The organism is Pseudomonas sp. FP1742 (assembly GCF_030687145.1).
GTDB lineage: Bacteria > Pseudomonadota > Gammaproteobacteria > Pseudomonadales > Pseudomonadaceae > Aquipseudomonas > Aquipseudomonas frederiksbergensis_D.
In genome coordinates this window covers 1144756-1163897 of sequence record NZ_CP117460.1, presented here as the reverse complement: position 1 = coordinate 1163897, position 19142 = coordinate 1144756, and the positions used below count along the sequence as shown (strand labels likewise).

Here is a 19142-nt window from a genome sequence, read left to right as displayed (position 1 = left end):
GTGGGAGCGGGCTTGCTCGCGAAAGCGGTTTATCATCCAACATTGATGTCGACTGACACACTGTCTTCGCGAACAAGCCCACTTCCACATTTGATCTGCGCCCTGTCCGCACCTGCTCGCCCTTCGTCCCATGCCCCGCTATACTTCCCGGCTTTTCCTGAATAAATGCCAATAGGGTCCCGCCGCGCATGGATAAGACCTACCAGCCGCACGCCATTGAAACTTCCTGGTACAACACCTGGGAGTCTGAGAATTACTTCGCCCCGCAAGGCGCGGGCGAGTCCTACACCATCATGATCCCGCCGCCGAACGTCACCGGCAGCCTGCACATGGGGCACGGCTTCAACAACGCGATCATGGACGCCCTGATCCGTTTCCGCCGCATGCAGGGTCGCAACACCCTGTGGCAGCCAGGCACCGACCACGCCGGTATCGCCACGCAAATGCTGGTGGAGCGCCAACTCGAAGCCCAGGGCCAGAATCGCCACGATCTGGGCCGCGAGAAATTCCTCGAAAAAGTCTGGGAATGGAAAGATCAGTCCGGCGGCAACATCAGCCGTCAGATCCGCCGTCTCGGTTCGTCCGTGGACTGGAGCCGTGAGCGTTTCACCATGGACGACGGCCTCTCGGAAGCGGTTAAAGAAGCCTTCGTGCGTCTGCACGAAGACGGCCTGATCTATCGCGGCAAGCGTCTGGTCAACTGGGACACCAAGCTGCACACGGCGATCTCCGACCTCGAAGTGGAAAACCACGACGAGAAAGGTTTCCTGTGGAACCTGAAGTACCCGCTGGCCGATGGCGCCAAAACCGCCGAAGGCAAGGATTACCTGATCGTCGCGACCACACGCCCGGAAACCATGCTCGGCGACGCCGCCGTGGCGGTTAACCCGAACGATGAACGCTACAAAGCCCTGATCGGCAAATTCGTCGAGCTGCCGCTGGTCGGCCGCCGTATCCCGATCATTGCCGACGATTACTGCGACCCTGAATTCGGCACCGGTTGCGTGAAAATCACCCCGGCCCACGACTTCAACGACTACGAAGTCGGCAAGCGTCACAACCTGCCGCTGCTGAACATCTTCGACAAGAATGCTGATGTATTGCCGGCTGCCCAGGTGTTCAACCTCGATGGCACGGTCAACGAGCAGATCGACGGCACGTTGCCTGCCGAATTCGTCGGCCTCAACCGCTTCCAGGCCCGCAAGGAAATCGTCGCAGCGTTCGAAGCCGCCGGCCTGCTGGTCAGCGTCGACGATCACGCCCTGAAAGTGCCGAAAGGCGACCGCTCCGGCACCATCATCGAGCCGTGGCTGACCGACCAGTGGTACGTGTCCACCAAGCCATTGGCCGAGCCGGCCATCGCTGCGGTTGAAGACGGCCGCATTCAGTTCGTGCCAAAGCAGTACGAAAACATGTACTTCTCGTGGATGCGCGACATCCAGGACTGGTGCATCAGCCGTCAGCTGTGGTGGGGCCATCGCATTCCGGCCTGGTACGACGAGTCGGGCAAGGTCTACGTCGGTCGCGACGAAGCCGAAGTGCGTGCCAAGCACAACCTCGGCCCGGACGTTGCGCTGCAACAAGACAACGACGTTCTGGATACCTGGTTCAGTTCGGGCCTGTGGACCTTCTCCACACTCGGCTGGCCGGAGCAGACCGAGTTCCTGAAGAAATTCCATTCCACCGACGTGCTGGTGACCGGTTTCGACATCATTTTCTTCTGGGTTGCCCGGATGATCATGCTCACCATGCACTTGGTGAAAAACGAAGACGGCACGCCGCAGGTTCCGTTCAAGACCGTTTATGTGCATGGTCTGGTGCGTGATGGCCAGGGCCAGAAGATGTCCAAGTCCAAGGGCAACGTTCTGGACCCTCTGGACATCATCGACGGCATCGAGCTGGAAGCGCTGGTGCAAAAACGCACCTCCGGCCTGATGCAGCCGAAACTGGCGAAGAAGATCGAGAAGCAGACCCGCGACGAGTTCGCCGACGGTATCGCCAGCTATGGCACCGACGCCCTGCGCTTCACGTTCTGCTCGCTGGCGTCCACCGGTCGCGACATCAAGTTCGACATGGGCCGTGTCGAAGGCTATCGCAACTTCTGCAACAAGATCTGGAACGCCGCGCGTTATGTTCTGGACAAGGGCGAAGACTGCGGGCAGAACGGCGAAGCCTACGAGCTGTCCCTGGCGGATCGCTGGATCATCTCGCAACTGCAGCGTACCGAAGCCGAAGTGACTCGTCAGCTCGATCAGTTCCGTTTCGACCTGGCGGCACAAGCCTTGTACGAGTTCATCTGGAACCAGTATTGCGACTGGTACCTGGAACTGTCCAAGCCTGTGCTGTGGGACGAAAACGCCCCGGTTGAACGCCAGCGCGGCACCCGTCGCACACTGGTTCGGGTGCTGGAAGTCGCTTTGCGTCTGGCGCACCCGTTCATGCCGTTCATCACCGAAGAAATCTGGCAGCGCATCGCGCCGCTGGCCGGTATCGAAGGCAAGACGATCATGCTGCAACCTTGGCCAGTGGCCAACGATGCGCGCATCGATCAGGCCGCCGAAGACGATATCGAATGGCTCAAGGGCCTGATGCTCGGCACCCGCAACATCCGCGGTGAAATGAACATCGGTCCAGGCAAGCCGCTGAACCTGTTCCTGAAAAACGTCAGCGCCGAAGATCAGCGCCGTCTCACCGAGAACGAAGCCCTGCTGAAGAAGCTGGCGCGTCTGGAGTCGATCACCGTTCTGAAGGCTGGCGAAGAAGCACCGCTGTCCGCCACCGCGCTGGTTGGCGAGATGGAAGTGCTGGTGCCGATGGCCGGCCTGATCGACAAGGACGCCGAACTGGCGCGTCTGGACAAGGAAATCCTGCGTCTGCAGGGCGAAGTCCAGCGCGTGGGCGGCAAGCTGTCCAACGCCGGTTTCGTCGACAAGGCCCCGGCCGAAGTCATCGAGAAGGAACGCGCCAAACTGGCTGAAGCTGAACAGGCTTTGGGCAAGCTGGCCGAGCAACATGCGCGGATTGCCAGTTTGTAACGGCAAGTCGCAACGAAACAGGGAGGCCAGATGGCCTCCCTTTTTCATGCCCGCTGTGGGAGTGGGCTTGCTCGCGAAGGCATTCTTACATCCAACCTTCAGGTCGCCTGGCACACCTCTTTCGCGAGCAAGCCCGCTCCCACATTTGATCAGTGTGACCAGCACGATGGGCGATCGACACCACTCCCACACTGGATGTGGGACAATACCCGCCACTTTTAGCCATACCCGAATCGACAACGCCCATGAACGCCCCCCGCACACCAAGACCTGCGCGCAAGAAGCCTGACTCCGCGCCCCCGGCCAAAACCGTGGAACCGCGCGAAAAAGCCAGCCTGCACCCGCGCAATCGCCATCAGGGTCGTTACGACTTCCCGGCGCTGATCAAGAGCACGCCGGAACTGGCGAAGTTCGTGATCATCAACCCGTACGGCAAGGAAAGCATCGACTTCGCCAGCCCGGACGCGGTGCGAGTGTTCAACCGGGCGCTGCTCAAATCGTTCTACGGCATTGCCCATTGGGACATCCCGGCCGATTACCTGTGCCCGCCGGTTCCGGGCCGTGCCGATTACGTACACTTCCTGGCCGATCTGTTGGCCAGCGTCAACGACGGCGAGATTCCTCGCGGCGCGCCGGTCAAGGTGCTCGATATCGGCATGGGCGCCAACTGCGTCTATCCGTTGATCGGCTACAGCGACTATCGCTGGCACTTCCTCGGCTCGGAAATCGATCCGACGGCTGTGGCCTCCGCCAAAGCCATCGTGCAGTCCAATGGACTGAACAAAGCCATCCAGCTGCGCCAGCAGAGCAATCCCAAGCACATACTGCTGGGCTTGCTCGAACCCGGCGAACGCTTTGACCTGACCATGTGCAACCCGCCGTTCCATGCCTCGATGGCCGAGGCTACCCGGGGCAGCGAGCGTAAATGGCGCGCACTGGGCCGCGCCGACCCAAAACGCAAACTGCCGGTACTGAATTTCGGCGGCCAATCGGCCGAACTGTGGTGTGAAGGTGGCGAAGCACGGTTCGTGACGCAACTGATCGCCGAGAGCGCGCATTTCCAACACAAAGTGCTTTGGTTCAGCACCCTGGTCTCGAAAGCTTCAAACCTGCCGGCGATCCAGACAGCGCTGAAAAAGGCCGGCGTACTGGAAAGTCAGGTCGTGGAAATGTCTCAAGGGCAGAAGCAAAGCCGCTTCGTCGCATGGACGTTCCAGACTAAAAGCGAGCAGCAGGTCTGGCGCGAACGCTGGGCGCGTAAAAGCTGAGTAACTGACCGACGTAGATCAACTGTGGGAGCGGGCTTGCTCGCGAAGGCGGTGTGTCAGCCGAATTCAATGGTGACTGACACACCGCCTTCGCGAGCAAGCCCGCTCCCACATTGGTCATAGGGTGTTTGCGGGTAAATCGCAGACACAAAAAAACCGTGCCCGGATTGCTCCGGAGCACGGTTTTTTAACAAGTCTTACTTGTTGACAGCGTCGGTCAGGCCTTTGGCCACAACCAGCTTGATCACTTTCTTGGCAGCGATTTCGATGGCAGCGCCAGTCGAAGGGTTGCGGCCGGTACGGGCAGGACGCTCAGTCACTTTCAGCTTGCCGATACCTGGCAGAGTGATTTCGCCGCCGTTTTCCAGCTGATCGGCAACGATTTGGCCCAGTTGGTCCAGAGCGTTACGCGCGGTGGTTTTTGGCGCGTCGATAGCTTCAGCGATGTCGGCGATCAGTTGGTCTTTAGTAAGAGCCATTGTAGTGTTCCTTCCCTATCAAATTCATATGGATTGCAGAGTGCAGTGTCAGCCATCGAGCCCGATCTTCTGGATCTGGCACCCTCGGCCATAACCACGACGAGTCGGGGTTATAGATACCGAAATCAGGGTTTGGTTCGACCTGACAAATGCTGAATGCACGCTTAACGCAGTGACTTCGCGTAAGACCGGGCAAAACTAGCACAGAGACGGGGAAATATCCGCCTCTAGCTACCCATTTGGTCAGCTTTATTGCTCTAAATCGGTAAAAAACTGCATAAGGGCCATCGCACGGCTGCGAATTGCCCTTCGAGCCGCGCCAAAACCAGTGGTTGCGGTACACTTGGCACTTTTTGGGGGAGCACGCCCTCCTCTCTTCAATCAGCCGAGAAGCCTATGCCGATCCGTCATTGCATCGTCCACCTGATCGACAAAAAACCCGACGGCACACCCGCAGTTCTTCACGCCCGCGATTCCGAACTGGCAGAGTCCGCGGCCATCGAGAACATGCTCGCCGACCTCAACGAAAGCTATAACGCCAAACAGGGCAAAGCCTGGGGACTGTTCCATCCGGAGTCCGGCGCGTTTCCGTTCAGCGGCTGGCTGAAGGAATACTTCGACGGTGGTCGTGATTTCACGGCCTTCAGCCGTGTGGCGGTGGAACATCTGCAAAAGCTGATGGAAGAGTCGAACCTCTCCGTGGGCGGCCACGTGCTGTTTGCGCATTATCAGCAGGGCATGACCGACTACCTGGCGATCGCCCTGCTGCACCACAGTGAAGGCGTTGCAGTGACCGAGCAGCTGGACGTGACCCCTTCGCGGCATCTGGACCTTGGCCAGTTGCACCTGGCGGCGCGGATCAACGTCTCCGAGTGGCAGAACAACAAGCAGTCCAAGCAGTACATCTCGTTCATCAAAGGCAAGAACGGCAAAAAGGTTTCGGAGTATTTCCGCGACTTCATCGGCTGCCAGGAAGGCGTCGACGGCCCCGGCGAGACCCGCACCCTGCTCAAGGCTTTCAGCGATTTCGTCGAAAGCGAAGACCTGCCGGAAGAGTCCGCCCGCGAAAAGACCAAGACCCTGGTGGATTACGCCAGCAGCCAGGCAAAAATGGGCGAGCCCATGGGCCTGGAAGAATTGTCCGAGCTGATCGACGAAGAGCGCCCGAAAGCGTTTTACGATCACATCCGCAACAAGGACTACGGTCTGTCGCCGGAAATTCCGGCGGATAAACGCACCTTGAACCAGTTCCGCCGCTTCACCGGCCGCGCCGAGGGCTTGTCGATCAGCTTCGAAGCACACCTGCTGGGCTCGAAGATCGAATACGACGAAGAAGCCGGCACGCTGATCATCAAAGGCCTGCCGACCCAATTGACCGACCAGCTCAAGCGACGCAACTGATGCTCGGCGGCGTACTGAAGAAATGCCTGCTGATCCTGCTGGTGGTCGTGGTTTACCAGAACTGGGGCAAGATCGAGCGGGTGCTTCACCCCTCGCAGGTGGTGTCCGAACAGACCCAGGCCAAGGCCAACGTTGTGCTCTATGCCACCGACTGGTGTGGCTACTGCAAGCTGACCCGACGCTTTCTCGATCAGAAAGGCATTCCGTACAAGGAATTCGATATCGAGAAGGACGCCACGGCGCGCAAGGCCTATGAGGCGCTGGGGGGACGCGGGATTCCGCTGATCGATGTGAACGGAACGTTGATCCGCGGGTATGACCCGGAGCAGGTGCTTGCGGCGTTGAAATAACTGTGGGAGCGGGCTTGCTCGCGAAGGGGCCGTAACATTCAACATTGATGTTGACTGACAGATCGCTTTCGCGAGCAAGCCCGCTCCCACATTTCGTGCGTCAGCAAGCCTCTATGCGAAACCCGAACCGCGGAAAGTGCACATGCACCACGCCGGCCCGCTCGTCTTCACGACGCAAAATCAGTTCTTCACGGCCCGCAAACAGCAATTCCCCCACCACCGGATCAACGCCGTAATCAGTCGCAGCGATCACCACCTGCTGGCCCGCCTCGAAGCCGTTCGGCTCATCGAACTGCTCATCCGGCAACGGGGCCGGTGTGGCATTACGGGCAATTTCCAGCGCTTGCCCGGCCGTCATTTCGCTGGACGCGCCATGACCAAAGCCCATCACACGGCCAAACCACGCTGAAACGGCCGGATAACTATCCACCAACGGTGACGTCACGTGCGTCGCCTTGAGGAACCACAGCGAGTGAGCCAGGGCAAAGTCGGCAATCGACGGTTCGCCGAACAGGAAGTCACCCTGCTCACGCTCAAGCTGCTGCTCCAGACGCGCCATGATCGTTGGCCACTGATGCTTTGCCTGCCCGGCCGACAATCGAGTGGCGCTGCCACCGCTGAACAAGCCGGCGCGATCGGCCAGAAATGCCTTGATCGCTTCCGGCGACAATTTGCCGAAGCGCACCGCCACCGATTCCGGCTGGAACACCAGGCTCACCGCATGCTGGAACACCACCGAATCGGCCCATGCCGCGAAGGTCGCAGTCACCATTTCCTGACCTTCCGGGAAGAACGCAGGCAAGGCTTTTTCCTGCTCCAGACGACGAGCAATCAGCGCGGTATCGCAATAGACATCAGCGCCAATCTGCAATACCGGCGTCTTGCGGTAGCCGCCGGTCAGGGCCGTCAGATCGGGTTTGGGCATCACTGGCGAAATCATCACGGAGCGCCAGGACAACCCCTTGAAGCCCAGCAGCAAGCGGGCCTTTTCGGCGAAAGGGGACGTCGGGTAATGATGCAGAATCAACTCGGACATGCTCGGCTCCGCCGCTCGGATAAAGAGCCCGCAGCTTAACGCGCAATCGGCAGGCAGCCTACCCATCTGCCTGATGGGCACTTATCAGTCAGATTGATAAGCCCGCGGCCGCACTCGCCACCAGACATTCCTTGGCGCTTTTCTTGAGTTTCTTGATCAAACGCTCCTGGCGCAGCGCTTCGCTTTTATCGCGGCAGCGCTCGGTATAAACCAGCGCCACGGCCGGGCTGGACAGGAAGAAGCGCGCGCCCTTGCCACTCTGATGGGTGGCGAAGCGGCGCACGGGATCGTCGCTGATCCCGCAGTAGAGCGAACCATTGGCCGCGCGCACGAGGTAGACGAACCAGGGTTTGCTGACGGGCAGCGACGGTTCGGCGGCAGTGACGGAAGATTCGCTCGAGGTGCTCACGTGACAATCAAGGCTTGAAAGGAAACAAGCCGCGATCTTATCAGCGACTGGCCTGGAATGCCTTCAGGCCCTTCAAGGCCTGAGCACGCACGGCGTTTCTCACCGCCGGCGTCCAGCCCAGTATCAACCCCTTGAACCCCAGCGCGTGGCGCGCCCAGGTCCACATATCAAAGCTGTCGTGGTGTTCGCAGATCTTGCCGTCGCGAAAAACGAAGCGCGCCTGAATGTCGTTGACCACGGTGTTGCCGGTCTGGCTGAACAGGTACGTCGCCACCCAATGAGCTCCACCGGTGCGCTCATCGCTGCGCACGTTATCGAAGGTCAGGGAAAAATCCTTGGCCCGGGTAGTGAGCATGCGCCACATGTCGCCGGCGTCGCGGCCGCGCAGTTCGCCGAAGGCCGGATCACTGAACACCACGTCGTCGGTATAGCAGGCGCTCATCGCCTCGGCATCCAGCCGCTGAAAGGCTTGGTAGAACCGGGTGATCAAGGCGTTGTTGGCATCACTCATGGACAAGCTCCCTGGGTTGTAAAAAAGATCTCGCAAAATTGCCTGCACGATAATCTGCCACGACAGGGAACACCATCGGCATTCGTGGCGGGAATACCGTGACTGACTGGCACGCCGACCACCTAATGCACCATGCCGCTCTCCCGGGCATAAGCAAACAGATCCACATCGGTGGAGATGCCCAGCCTCTGCATGGCCATGCTTTTTTGTTTACTGATCGTCGACACGCTACGTTTGAAGTAGTCGGCGATTTCACTGACGGTCATGCCGCTGGCGAGCATTCTCACTACTTCATGTTCTTTGGCCGACAGTGCTGGTGGCGCAGATGAATCACCGGTGCCGGCCTCGGTCAGCTCGGCGCGGAAGGACTCGCTGATAAAGCGCCGCCCCTGACTCACCGATTTGATCGCGGTGGGCAACTCCGTCGCCGACGCCCCTTTGGCGACGATTGCCGTCACACCTTGAGCAAAAGCCGACCGCAGCGTCGCGACGTTGGCAAACATAGTGACCAGAATGATCGGCATCGACGGGTAGCGCCGTCGCACCACACTCAGCATTTTCAGACCATCGGCCTGCAAGTCGCCCGGCATGCAGAAATCCGTGATCAGCAGATCACAGGGGGTGGCGGAAAGCAGATCCAGCAGGCTGTCGGGGCCGTCGGCTTCACCGACGATCACACAGGTTCTGCTTGAATCGATGAGCATCCGCAAGCCGATACGAACGACAGGATGATCGTCAGCGATGATGACGCGCATGGTCGGATTTTTCCTGTGTAGTGACTGGAATGCGCGAAAACTAACGCTGTCCACAAGCCATCACAACGACCAATCTCGCCCGGAAAATAGCGACACCCAATGCCTTCGGGGCTTTGTCCTTTCTCCTATAAAACAAACAGAAGCCCCCTACATTTTTAAGCTACATCACCCGCGCAAAAGGATTACAGACAACACAGCGAAGGCCGACGATTTGTAGTCCCCCCCACCCTTTCGTACACCGAGGCGCGCGTTTTCGTATTAGTTGCATTCCTCCTGGCTACCCCGACCGATAGATTGCGTCCTGTCTGCATAGGGCAACTCTCCATCGACATCACGGAAGCACCGAACCATGAACAAACATTTACTCCTCCTGCCCGCCGTCTTGCTGCTGGCCGGTGCACCATCGGCTTTCGCCGCGCCCAGTACTGACCTGACGGTGACAGGCCTGATCACTCCAAGCGCGTGTACACCAAACCTGTCCAACGGCGGCATCGCCCATCACGGGGAGATTCCCGTAAAAGACCTCAATCCCGATAAGCCCACGTATTTGCCTCACGAAAACCTGCAAATGACGGTGAACTGCGATGCTCCGACCCGGTTTGCACTGGAGCCAATCGATAACCGTTCGGGCACGGGCATGGGCAATAGCTATTTTGGTATCGGGCTAGTCAACGGCGAGAAGCTGGGAAACTTTCGCGTGATCCCGACAAACGTGATAGCTGACGCTGTCAGAGCCCAGGCCATTGTCTCCAGCGATGGCGGTGCGACCTGGGGGAAGGTCGGGACCGACGGTTTCTGGGGGGCGAACAACATCTGGGGGGTAGGAGAGCTTGGAGCTGATAGCGCACCCATCCCTGTAAAAGAGCTGCTCATTGATCTTGACGTGCGCACTGGCATCGCCGCCACCGACGGCCTGACGCTGACCGATGAAGTCACCATCGACGGCTCCGCCACGCTCCAGATCAAGTACCTGTAATCCGGAGCCGCTCAATCAAAGGACGACCCATCATGGACAGATGCTCTTTGGCTCTATTGGCACCTCTGTTGATCGCCAGCACATGCACCCATGCCGCCGGCAGCACCGACTTGAGCGTCACCGGCCTGATCACCCCCGGCGCTTGCGAGCCCAGCCTCTCGAACGGCGGCGTCGTCGAGCACGGCAAGGTGGGGATGAAGGATCTGGATCCGGATCAGCCCACCCGACTGGAAAACGGCACGCTGTACCTCGACGTGAACTGCGAAGCGGCCACCCTGTTTACCCTGACCACGGTGGATAACCGTAGCGGATCTTCCGCCATCAACCCGACACAGCACGGATTGGGGATCGTCAATGATGACGAAAAACTGGGCAGCGTTGCCCTCGGTCTGTTTGACGCGATCGCCGACAGAACGGCGGTGAGAACAATCATGTCCCGGGACGACGGTGCCAGCTGGCGCGTGTCCTCCTATCTGGGGCATGCCGGCAGGACCGCATTCGCGGCGCCGAATGCCCCTGACACACCGATCGACATCAAAAAACTGCACGCCAGGCTGACCGCATTCACCACCATCGTGCGCGCCAGCGACCTGACACTGACCGATGAAATCCCCCTCGACGGGCATATCACTGTGCAACTGAACTACTGACCGACCGCATCCTGCGCAATCAGCCTGGCCCGTTGACACCGGCAAGCGGTGTCGGGCCAGCGGCCTTCTTTGAACATTCAACGAGACACGTCATGACGATGTTTTCTGTTTTCGTGCGCCCTCTGATCCACGCCGGCGCCGGTGTACTCACGCTCTTGATGACCGTGCACGTCCAGGCTGACGGGATGGTCCCGAACACCTCAGTGGTCATCGTCAACGAGGCCGACGGCGAGGCTTCCGTTTCAGTGACCAACACCGATAGCGCTCTTGCGTTGATGCACGTCACCCTCGAAAACATTGCCGAGGACCCTGAATCGCTGGTGTTCGTGACACCACCGCTGGCCCGGGTCGAAGCGTCGAAAACCCAGTTGGTACGCTTCATTCTTCAATCGGAAAAGCCCTTGCTCACCCAGCGTTTGAAGCGGGTGATCTTTGAAGGCATACCGCAAGGCAAACCCACGGCCGAAGCCGGGCAGGCCCGTGTAGGTGTGACGGTGCGCCAGAACCTGCCGGTGATACTTCATCCCAAGGGACTGGCACCCAATCGCACCCCGTGGACTGATCTGAAATGGTCGCTCAGCGAGGGGCGACTGACGGTGCGCAACGACACGCCCTACGTGGTACGCCTGGGCCAGGAGGTGCAGCTGCTGCCTTCGGCGGGCAGCGCGATGTTGCCCAAGACCTACGTGTTGCCCGGTGAGCACATCAGCGTTGTGGTGCCGGCCGGGGCCGCCACGCACGTGCGCTTCCAGCCGGCCACCCTCTACGGCTTCGCGGTACCGCTCTATGACGCGCCGATCAGATCCTGAAGATTGCAACGACCCACGGCCCCCATAAGGAACGGTGAGCACCCTGTTTGAGGTGGCGGTGTTTTATCTGTCACAAGCGTGCCGCAAACCACAGAGCAATCGGCCGGCACGCACGCATAAACCTAGTGAAACCCATGAACACAGTGATGATTTACCGTGACGGCGAAGCCCTGCCCGCGACTCGGCTGATCGCTCATCCGCACGCCTCCTGGCTGTGGATGAAAACAGCATTGCTGCTGGCCAACGTGCTGATGGTGCTGGACGCTCATGCCGAGGTTTCGGCGCCGGTATCGTTCGACAAAAACACCCTGCAGCAGCGCGGTATCGACCCGGCGCTGGCGACACTGTTGCTGGCGGCACCAAGCTTCCCCGCGGGGCGGCATCCGGTCACGCTGTCGGTCAATGGCCAGCCCCAGGGCCGGGTCGACGTGCGGTTCAATCGCGACGGTGCGTTGTGCTTTGATCGCGACTTGCTGGACGCGGCGAACCTGAATGTGCCTGAACCTCTGGCGGATACACAGGCTGCAAACGACACCCCGTGCCACGATGTGCTCGGCACCTGGCCGCAAACCGTCGTCGAACAGGACCCGGCCAACCTTGCCCTGTCATTGATTGTGCCCAACGATGCACTTCGCCCGGTTCTTCGGGATGTTTCCGGCTATCAAACCGGCGGCATCGCCGGTCTGCTCAATTACGAGGTGACCGGTCTGCACAGCCGTTACGGCGATGAGTCGAGCCGCTACGCCTCGGCCAACACCGAGCTGGGTTTCAATGCCGGTGACTGGATCGTGCGCAGCCGACAGATTCAAACCTGGCAGGACGATATCTCTCGCACGACGCATATTGCGGCGTATGCCCAGCGCACGTTCGCCAGCCAGGAGGCGGTGTTGCAGGCGGGGCAGATCAATCTCTACAACCCGGTGCTGGCCGGTGCGCAGATCACCGGCGCGCAAGTGCTGAACGAGCAGGCTCTGCAGGTCGAAGGACAAAGCACGGTCATCGAAGGCATTGCCAACAGTCAGGCGCAGGTCGAAGTCCGGCAGAACGGTGTGTTGATCCACTCCACGGTGGTGCCCGCCGGACCGTTCGCGTTGAACAATGTACGTCGCCTCAACAACCGCTCCGATGTGGAAGTCACGGTCAAGGAGGCCGATGGCAGCGAGCGCCGCTTCACCATTCCTGCCGCGATGCTCGGTATCGGTTTGCCGGCCCCCGGTTACTCGCTGGCGGCTGGCCAGGTGCGCAATACCGGCGACGAACAGGGTGACGATCCCTGGGTGATCAGTGGCGGCTGGAGCGGCGCAATCAATGCGCAGGCCCTGCTCAGCGCCGGCCTGACCGGTGCCGCCGACTACCGTGCGGCGGGCGCCGGCATCGCTCTGCTGCCCTCGCCTTTCACCCAGATACAAACCACGCTGACAGGTGCCGACGCCAGCGGCCGACAAGCGGGTAAAGGACTTCAGATCGACCTGAGCGCCTCGCACCGCTTGAGCGAGCAGTGGTCACTCGATGCCGGCAGTTCTTACCGGACCCCGGGTTACCGTGAACTGGAGGACGCGGTATTCGACAGCTCCACCGACCACAGTAAATCCCGTTACCGCGACCAGCAAAGCGCCGCCCTGTCGTGGTTCCACCCCAGCCTCGGCGCCTTCAGCGGCGGCTTCAGTCGCTCCAGCTCATTCGACGGCCGAAGCAGCAGCCGCGCGCTCGCCTCCTGGGGTACCAGCCTCGGCGGCGTGTCGGTCTCGGCGACGGCTGAATGGCAGGTCAGCGGAGCGAACCACACCGACGACAGCGTGTATTTGAACCTGAGCATTCCACTGGGCCAGACCCGCCGGGCACGCACCTGGGTACGTAACGCTGGCGGCGAATACCGCAGCGGCGTGGGCTTGAGTGAACAGGTCAATGATCAACTGGCTTACCGGGTCGGTGTCGAGCACGACACGCAAGACCGCAAGGTGCAATCGAACGCGGGGGTTTCCTTGCTGCCGCGCTACACCCAGCTGGACCTGAACTACACCCGCACCGATGCCGAGCGCGACAGTTATCAGGCCAGCGCCCGGGGCGGAGCCGTGCTGCATGGTGGGGGCCTGACGCTGTCGCCCTATCAAGTGAGCGACACCTTTGCGCTGCTTTCGGTGGGCGACATGGGCGCGATCAAAGTGACGACGCCCAGCGGTCCGGTGTGGACCGACTGGCAAGGTCAGGCGGTCGTGTCGCAAGTGGCGCCTTATGGCCGCAGCCGGGTGGAAGTCGACACCAAGACCCTGCCGCGCAACGCCGATATCCACAACGGGCTGGCGGTGATTTCCGCCGGGCGCGGTGCCGTCGACACCCTAGATTTCGGCGTCACCCTGACCCGTCGGGCCTTGCTCAAAGTCACCACCGTCAACGGCGCCCCCCTGCCGCGCGGCGCCGCCGTGAACACCGAAGATGGCGAGTTCGTCACGCTGGTGCAGGACGGCGGCCTGGTGTTCCTGCCCAACGTCCTCGATACCCGTGCGCTGTGGATCAGCGCGCCGGGAATGGAACGCTGTGACTTGCGTTTCGAACTGCCGGAGGACGCCGATCCCAGTGCCTATTACGAAACCGCGCCCGCCCGGTGCGGCCCCCTTTGAGGATGTCGTCATGAACCTGTCGCGCTATTGGTTGCTGGCCCTCGTCTTTCTGCTACTGAGCGGGTTCATGCCGGTCGCCTGGGCATCCGCTGATGACTGTCAGCTCAACCTGAGCCAACCGGTGCTTGATTACGGGCTGATGAATCGGGCGATACGCCCCGATGCGGTGCCTGAGCGGACGTTGGGCGAGCGTCAGTCGAGCCTGAGCCTGAACTGTTCGCAACCGGTCGACATGAGCGTGTTTTACCGGGCCATGGCAGCGACGGCTGAACGCTTTCATTTTGCCGAACGCGGCAGCTATCAGATCCGGGTTCGCGATGCAGTGCTCGATGGCCGGTCGGTAGAGATCGGGTTGATTGCCGGTGTCGGCCAGGCCCCCTTGATGACAGCGTCGAACCTGATCTGGCGACCGGCGCACGGGATCGTTGCGGTACAGGCGGGAGTGCCGATGCAGGGCCGCAATTTTACGGCGCAGCTCGAGCTGACGGCGTGGGTTCAGGAGCAAGGTCAGCAGGTGCGTGATGCGGTCACCTGGGAAACCACCGGGCTGTTCGACGCGGTTACCACCGGACGTAGCCAACAGGCGACCTTGCGCGCCCGTTTCGCGCCGGCGGCCTGCGAACCGGCGCTGTCCAACGGTGGTGTAGTCGACTTCGGCACGCTGTCCGGAAACGAGCTGAACACCGCCAGAAGCACCCGCTTGCCACCGCGTTCCCTGACGTTAAGCGTGCGCTGCGATGCGCCCACTTCGTTCGCCCTGATCATGCATGACAACCGCTCGGGCACGGCGATGGCCGGCAGTGAAACCGACTACGGCCTGGGGACGGATAGCCGCAACGGCAAGATCGGTTTGTTCTCCCTGAATATCGACCCGGCCGACGCCAGCGCCGACCATTTCGCGCGCCTTTTTCTGACCGCTTCCACCAACGGCGGCACGGCATGGAACACGGCCGGCCCGACCTCGATGGCCATCGGCAAAAACAGCTACCTGGGTTTTACCGACAACCCTGCAAATTCCGGCCCGGCGCTGATTCAGAACCTCAGCACCCGGGTCACCGTCAACGTCGTTATCGCCCCCACCGACAGCCTGGACTTGAGCAGCGCCATCGACCTCGATGGCTCGGGGACGATCGAGATTATTTACCTGTAGCCCCCCACCCTGGTACGCGCCCCGAATGCAATCGAGCATCGCGGCCAGCCGGGAAACATCCGTAGAAGTGAGTGAACCCTGATGAAAAAGTACTTTGCAGCACTCTCAGCCACAGCACTAATCGGCGTCGCGCCTTATGCGCTTGCAGTCTCCAGCACCGATTTGACCGTCACCGGCACCATCACCCCCAATGCGTGCACGCCTACCTTGTCTGACGGCGGGGTCGTCGATCACAAGACGATTTCGTCCAAAGACTTGAACCAGGACAAAGTCACGGATCTGCCTGACAAAACGTTGCAATTACTCGTCAATTGCGAATCGGCAATAGCGTTCAGGTTGAATCCGATCGATAACCGAATGGGTTCGGGCACAGGTGGCAATCTGTTCGGCCTGGGTTTTATCAATGGCAATCAGAAACTCGGCAGTGTCGATGTGAGAATCATGTCTCCACTGGCCGATGGTGTTGCGGTGCAGCCTCTGGAGTCTCAAAACAATGGCGATACTTGGTACAAAAGCAGCTACCTGGCACCTAACGCCCTCACGGCATTTGCGTCTACCGGGGGGCCGAACACGCCGATAGCCATCAAGGACCTGGTCACCGATCTTCGGATATACACCCAAATTGCCCGCGCCGACTCACTGGACTTGAGCAACGACGTCGCCCTCGACGGCTCGATCACCCTCGAAGTCTTGTACCCATGACACCGTAGCCCATCTTGCCCGGGGTCATACCACGGGCAAGAACTCATGCCGTCCTCTCGTCCTGCCCTGGGAAAGTATTCAGACTTTTTCGCTGACCACCTGAACATACAACGAACGCCCGGCACCGAGGCCGGCGACGATGGCGCCAAGACCGATCACGCCGAAGATCCAGCCCAGGGCCGTCCAGCCGCCGGTCCAGTCATGCACCACACCAACCGCGAACGGCCCCATGGACGCCAGCGTGTAGCCGAAACCCTGGGCCATGCTCGACAGGTTGGCGGCGACATGGGCATCCCTCGAGCGCAGCACGATCAGGGTCAATGCCAGGCTGAACGTAGCACCCTGCCCCAACCCCAGCAGGATCGCCCAGCCCCACAGGCCATCGATCGGTGCATAAAGACAGCCGAACAGACCGCCGAGGGTCATCACCATGACGATCACGATGGCCAGCCGCTGGTCCTTGCCACGGGTCGCCAGCCAGGGTGCCGCCAGCGAGCTGATCAATTGGACAATCACCGAACCCGACAACACCAGACCGGCCTGGGTTGGCGTCAGACCGCGACCGATCAGAATCGATGGCAGCCAACCGAAGACGATGTAGGCCAGAGACGATTGCAGGCCCATGTACAAGGTCACTTGCCAGGCCAGCCGATCGCGCAGCAGACCTCGGACCCGGTAGGCAGCATGGTGCGCCCCCTGTTTCTGACCGACTTGCGGCAACCAGAACATCGCCGCGATCACTGCTGGAAGCCCCCAGAAGCCGAGGCCAAGGGGCCAGCTTTTATCGAAGTGTTCGCTCAACGGCACGGTTGCGCCAGCCGCCATGGCCGCGCCCAGACACAACGCCATGGTATAGACGCCGGTCATGGTGCCGGCCTGTTTCGGGAAGTCGCGCTTGACGATACCGGGCAGCAGCACGCCGATCACCCCAATGCTGGCGCCGGCCAGCACGCTACCGGCGAACAGGCCGACCTCGCCGAACGAACTGCGCAAAATGATCCCGCCGGCCAGCATCAGGAGAATTCCCAGTACCACGCGCTCGGCGCCGAAACGTCGCGCCAGAATCGGCGCCAGCGGTGCGAACAAACCGAGGCACAGTACCGGCAATGTCGTCAGCAACCCCGCTTGCGCCGCCGACAAACCGAGGGTTTTCGAAACCTCGCTGAGCATCGGCGCCATGCTCGACAGCGCCGGACGCAGGTTCAGCGCTACCAGAATCAGGCCGAGCAACAACAGCCACGGCCGCCGCAGGATCGGATGATGTTGCTGAACCTCTTCGTCATCGGCCTCGGCATCGATCAACAGCTCATCGAGTTCCGCCGTGCGCTTGAGTTCAGTGATGCTGCGGGTGCTGGCCTGCTGGCTGGACATCGGGCGCTCGGTTTCAAGGTTCATTGATCAACTGCCGCGTCAGGGCTTTGGCCCGTTCCGGATCGCGTTGTTCGACGGCATCGAGCAATTCGATATGCAGGTCGAACACTGCTTGGCGGCGGGGGGTAATGTTCAGGGTCTGACGCAATTGCGCCCCCACGATGCTGGAGAAGTAGCGATACAGCTCGCTGAGGGCCGGGTTGTGCGCCGCGTCCACCAGACGACGGTGAAACACCAGATCACAGGCGATGTAGGTGTCGAGATCGCCGTGGTAGTGACTGCCGCTGACACCCAGCGCTTCACGCAGTGCTATCAGGTCTTCATCGGTACGGCGTAACGCCGCCAGACCAATGGCTTCGACTTCCAGAATGTGCCGGGTTTCCCGGGCCTGCTCCTGAGAACAACGGGACAACGCCTTCAGGGTATCGAGCGGATCGACCACCGCCCGCAGGTAGCTGCCGTCGCCCTGGCGGATCTCGATCAACCCGGAAAACGCCAACACGCGCATGGCTTCGCGCACGGTGTTGCGGCTGATGCCCAGCTCGGCGGCCAATTCCGGCTCGGTGGGCAAGCGCTGGCCGACCGTCCAGACACCTTGATTGATGCGCAGGCGCAGCTGGTCCAGGGCCTGATCGACCAAGGATCGTTTAATTAGTGGAGAAATGTCTGACATAGAATTCGCCCTTTCATCCAATCATAGGATGAATTTTCTGACATGTTAGTCAGCTTCGTCCGACAAGGCAACGGGCTCACGCAAACCCTGTAGATACTCTGTTCACGGTCAGCAGGTGGAGCGTTTCATTGGGCAAAAAAAACCCGGAACAGAGTCCGGGTTTATTTCAATGCCTGAATAGAATCAATGCAGGATCTGGCTCAGGAACAACTTCGTCCGCTCGTTCTGCGGATTATCGAAGAAGTCGTTCGGCGCGGCCTGTTCGACGATTTCACCCTTGTCCATGAAGATCACGCGGTTGGCCACGGTACGGGCGAAGCCCATTTCGTGGGTCACGCAGAGCATGGTCATGCCGTCTTCGGCCAGGCCGATCATGGTGTCCAGAACCTCTTTCACCATCTCCGGGTCGAGCGCCGACGTCGGCTCGTCGAACAGCATGATTTTCGGTTTCATGCACAGGGCACGGGCAATCGCCACACGCTGTTGCTGGCCGCCGGACAGTTGCCCCGGGAATTTATGCGCCTGCTCCGGAATGCGTACGCGCTCCAGGTAGTGCATGGCGATTTCCTCGGCCTTGCGCTTGGGCATCTTGCGCACCCACATCGGTGCCAGGGTGCAGTTCTGCAGAATGGTCAGGTGCGGGAACAGGTTGAAGTGCTGGAACACCATGCCGACTTCACGGCGGATCGCTTCGATCTGCTTGAGGTCGTTGGTCAGTTCCACGCCATCGACCACGATGCGGCCCTGCTGGTGTTCTTCCAGGCGATTGAGGCAACGGATGGTGGTGGACTTACCGGAACCCGACGGGCCGCACAGTACGATACGTTCGCCCTGTTTGACGTTCAGGTTGATGTCTTTCAAGACGTGGAACTGGCCGTACCACTTGTTCACGCCCTGCATCTGAATAATGCCTTCAGGGCTCACAGACTTTTTGATCGCTTCACTCATG

18 protein-coding genes are annotated in these 19142 nt (G+C 60.4%); 10 read left to right on the top strand and 8 right to left on the bottom strand.

Features of this window, described 5'->3' with window-relative positions; translation table 11 throughout:
- Positions 1-188 precede the first annotated feature (188 nt).
- Positions 189-3035, top strand: coding sequence for a valine--tRNA ligase (locus PSH64_RS05065; RefSeq protein WP_105340188.1), 2847 nt, complete (start codon positions 189-191; stop codon positions 3033-3035).
- A gap of 245 nt (positions 3036-3280) precedes the next feature.
- Positions 3281-4303, top strand: coding sequence for a 23S rRNA (adenine(1618)-N(6))-methyltransferase RlmF (gene rlmF / locus PSH64_RS05060; RefSeq protein WP_305480143.1), 1023 nt, complete (start codon positions 3281-3283; stop codon positions 4301-4303).
- 197 nt (positions 4304-4500) lie between these two features.
- Here the strand turns inward: rlmF and PSH64_RS05055 are convergent, their stop codons facing one another.
- Positions 4501-4782, bottom strand: coding sequence for an HU family DNA-binding protein (locus PSH64_RS05055; protein ID WP_007905514.1), 282 nt, complete (start codon positions 4780-4782; stop codon positions 4501-4503).
- 396 nt (positions 4783-5178) lie between these two features.
- Between PSH64_RS05055 and yejK the strand changes: the two genes are divergently transcribed.
- Both yejK and PSH64_RS05045 read left to right on the top strand, forming a co-directional pair.
- On the top strand, positions 5179-6183 hold the full coding sequence (yejK, locus tag PSH64_RS05050; protein WP_105340185.1) for a nucleoid-associated protein YejK: 1005 nt from the start codon (positions 5179-5181) through the stop codon (positions 6181-6183).
- The gene (locus PSH64_RS05045; RefSeq protein ID WP_105340184.1) at positions 6183-6533 is read left to right on the top strand and encodes a glutaredoxin family protein; all 351 of its coding nucleotides are present in this window, start codon (positions 6183-6185) and stop codon (positions 6531-6533) included. The genes yejK and PSH64_RS05045 overlap by 1 nt, the downstream gene beginning before the upstream one ends.
- Positions 6534-6633: 100 nt before the next feature.
- Here the strand turns inward: PSH64_RS05045 and PSH64_RS05040 are convergent, their stop codons facing one another.
- The 4 genes from PSH64_RS05040 to PSH64_RS05025 form a co-directional block, all read right to left on the bottom strand.
- Positions 6634-7569: a glutathione S-transferase family protein gene (locus PSH64_RS05040; RefSeq protein ID WP_305480142.1), complete on the bottom strand. Its 936-nt coding sequence runs from the start codon at positions 7567-7569 to the stop codon at positions 6634-6636.
- Between the two features lie 88 nt (positions 7570-7657).
- On the bottom strand, positions 7658-7978 hold the full coding sequence (locus PSH64_RS05035) for a GIY-YIG nuclease family protein (protein ID WP_305480141.1): 321 nt from the start codon (positions 7976-7978) through the stop codon (positions 7658-7660).
- Positions 7979-8018: 40 nt separating this feature from the next.
- Positions 8019-8489, bottom strand: coding sequence for a nuclear transport factor 2 family protein (locus PSH64_RS05030; protein WP_305480140.1), 471 nt, complete (start codon positions 8487-8489; stop codon positions 8019-8021).
- Between the two features lie 122 nt (positions 8490-8611).
- A complete protein-coding gene (locus PSH64_RS05025) occupies positions 8612-9244 on the bottom strand; it encodes a response regulator (RefSeq protein WP_305480139.1) in 633 nt (210 codons plus the stop codon).
- 349 nt (positions 9245-9593) lie between these two features.
- On the opposite strand from PSH64_RS05025, the gene PSH64_RS05020 reads away from it, so the two are divergent.
- From PSH64_RS05020 to PSH64_RS04995, 6 genes are all read left to right on the top strand, one after another.
- Positions 9594-10220: a DUF1120 domain-containing protein gene (locus PSH64_RS05020; protein ID WP_105340179.1), complete on the top strand. Its 627-nt coding sequence runs from the start codon at positions 9594-9596 to the stop codon at positions 10218-10220.
- 32 nt (positions 10221-10252) lie between these two features.
- Complete coding sequence (locus PSH64_RS05015) at positions 10253-10870, top strand: DUF1120 domain-containing protein (RefSeq protein WP_305480137.1); 618 nt, start codon at positions 10253-10255, stop codon at positions 10868-10870.
- A gap of 92 nt (positions 10871-10962) precedes the next feature.
- Positions 10963-11679 carry a fimbria/pilus chaperone family protein gene (locus PSH64_RS05010; protein WP_105340177.1) on the top strand — a complete coding sequence of 239 codons (717 nt, stop codon included), beginning with the start codon at positions 10963-10965 and terminating at the stop codon, positions 11677-11679.
- Positions 11680-11813: 134 nt separating this feature from the next.
- Positions 11814-14297 (top strand): fimbria/pilus outer membrane usher protein, encoded by a 2484-nt coding sequence (locus tag PSH64_RS05005; RefSeq protein ID WP_305480136.1) that lies wholly within the window; start codon positions 11814-11816, stop codon positions 14295-14297.
- Positions 14298-14307: 10 nt separating this feature from the next.
- Complete coding sequence (locus PSH64_RS05000) at positions 14308-15447, top strand: DUF1120 domain-containing protein (RefSeq protein WP_305480135.1); 1140 nt, start codon at positions 14308-14310, stop codon at positions 15445-15447.
- Between the two features lie 81 nt (positions 15448-15528).
- Positions 15529-16149 carry a DUF1120 domain-containing protein gene (locus tag PSH64_RS04995; protein ID WP_342353302.1) on the top strand — a complete coding sequence of 207 codons (621 nt, stop codon included), beginning with the start codon at positions 15529-15531 and terminating at the stop codon, positions 16147-16149.
- Between the two features lie 78 nt (positions 16150-16227).
- On the opposite strand, the gene PSH64_RS04990 is transcribed toward PSH64_RS04995, so the two are convergent.
- The 3 genes from PSH64_RS04990 to PSH64_RS04980 all read right to left on the bottom strand — a co-directional run bounded on the left by PSH64_RS04990 (position 16228) and on the right by PSH64_RS04980 (position 19141).
- On the bottom strand, positions 16228-17544 hold the full coding sequence (locus PSH64_RS04990; RefSeq protein WP_105340173.1) for a CynX/NimT family MFS transporter: 1317 nt from the start codon (positions 17542-17544) through the stop codon (positions 16228-16230).
- Positions 17534-18193, bottom strand: a complete 660-nt coding sequence (locus PSH64_RS04985; protein WP_105340172.1) for a FadR/GntR family transcriptional regulator — start codon at positions 18191-18193, stop codon at positions 17534-17536. Before PSH64_RS04985 ends, PSH64_RS04990 begins: the two co-directional genes overlap by 11 nt.
- Positions 18194-18376: 183 nt before the next feature.
- Positions 18377-19141 (bottom strand): amino acid ABC transporter ATP-binding protein, encoded by a 765-nt coding sequence (locus PSH64_RS04980; protein ID WP_105340171.1) that lies wholly within the window; start codon positions 19139-19141, stop codon positions 18377-18379.
- Position 19142: the final 1 nt, after the last annotated feature.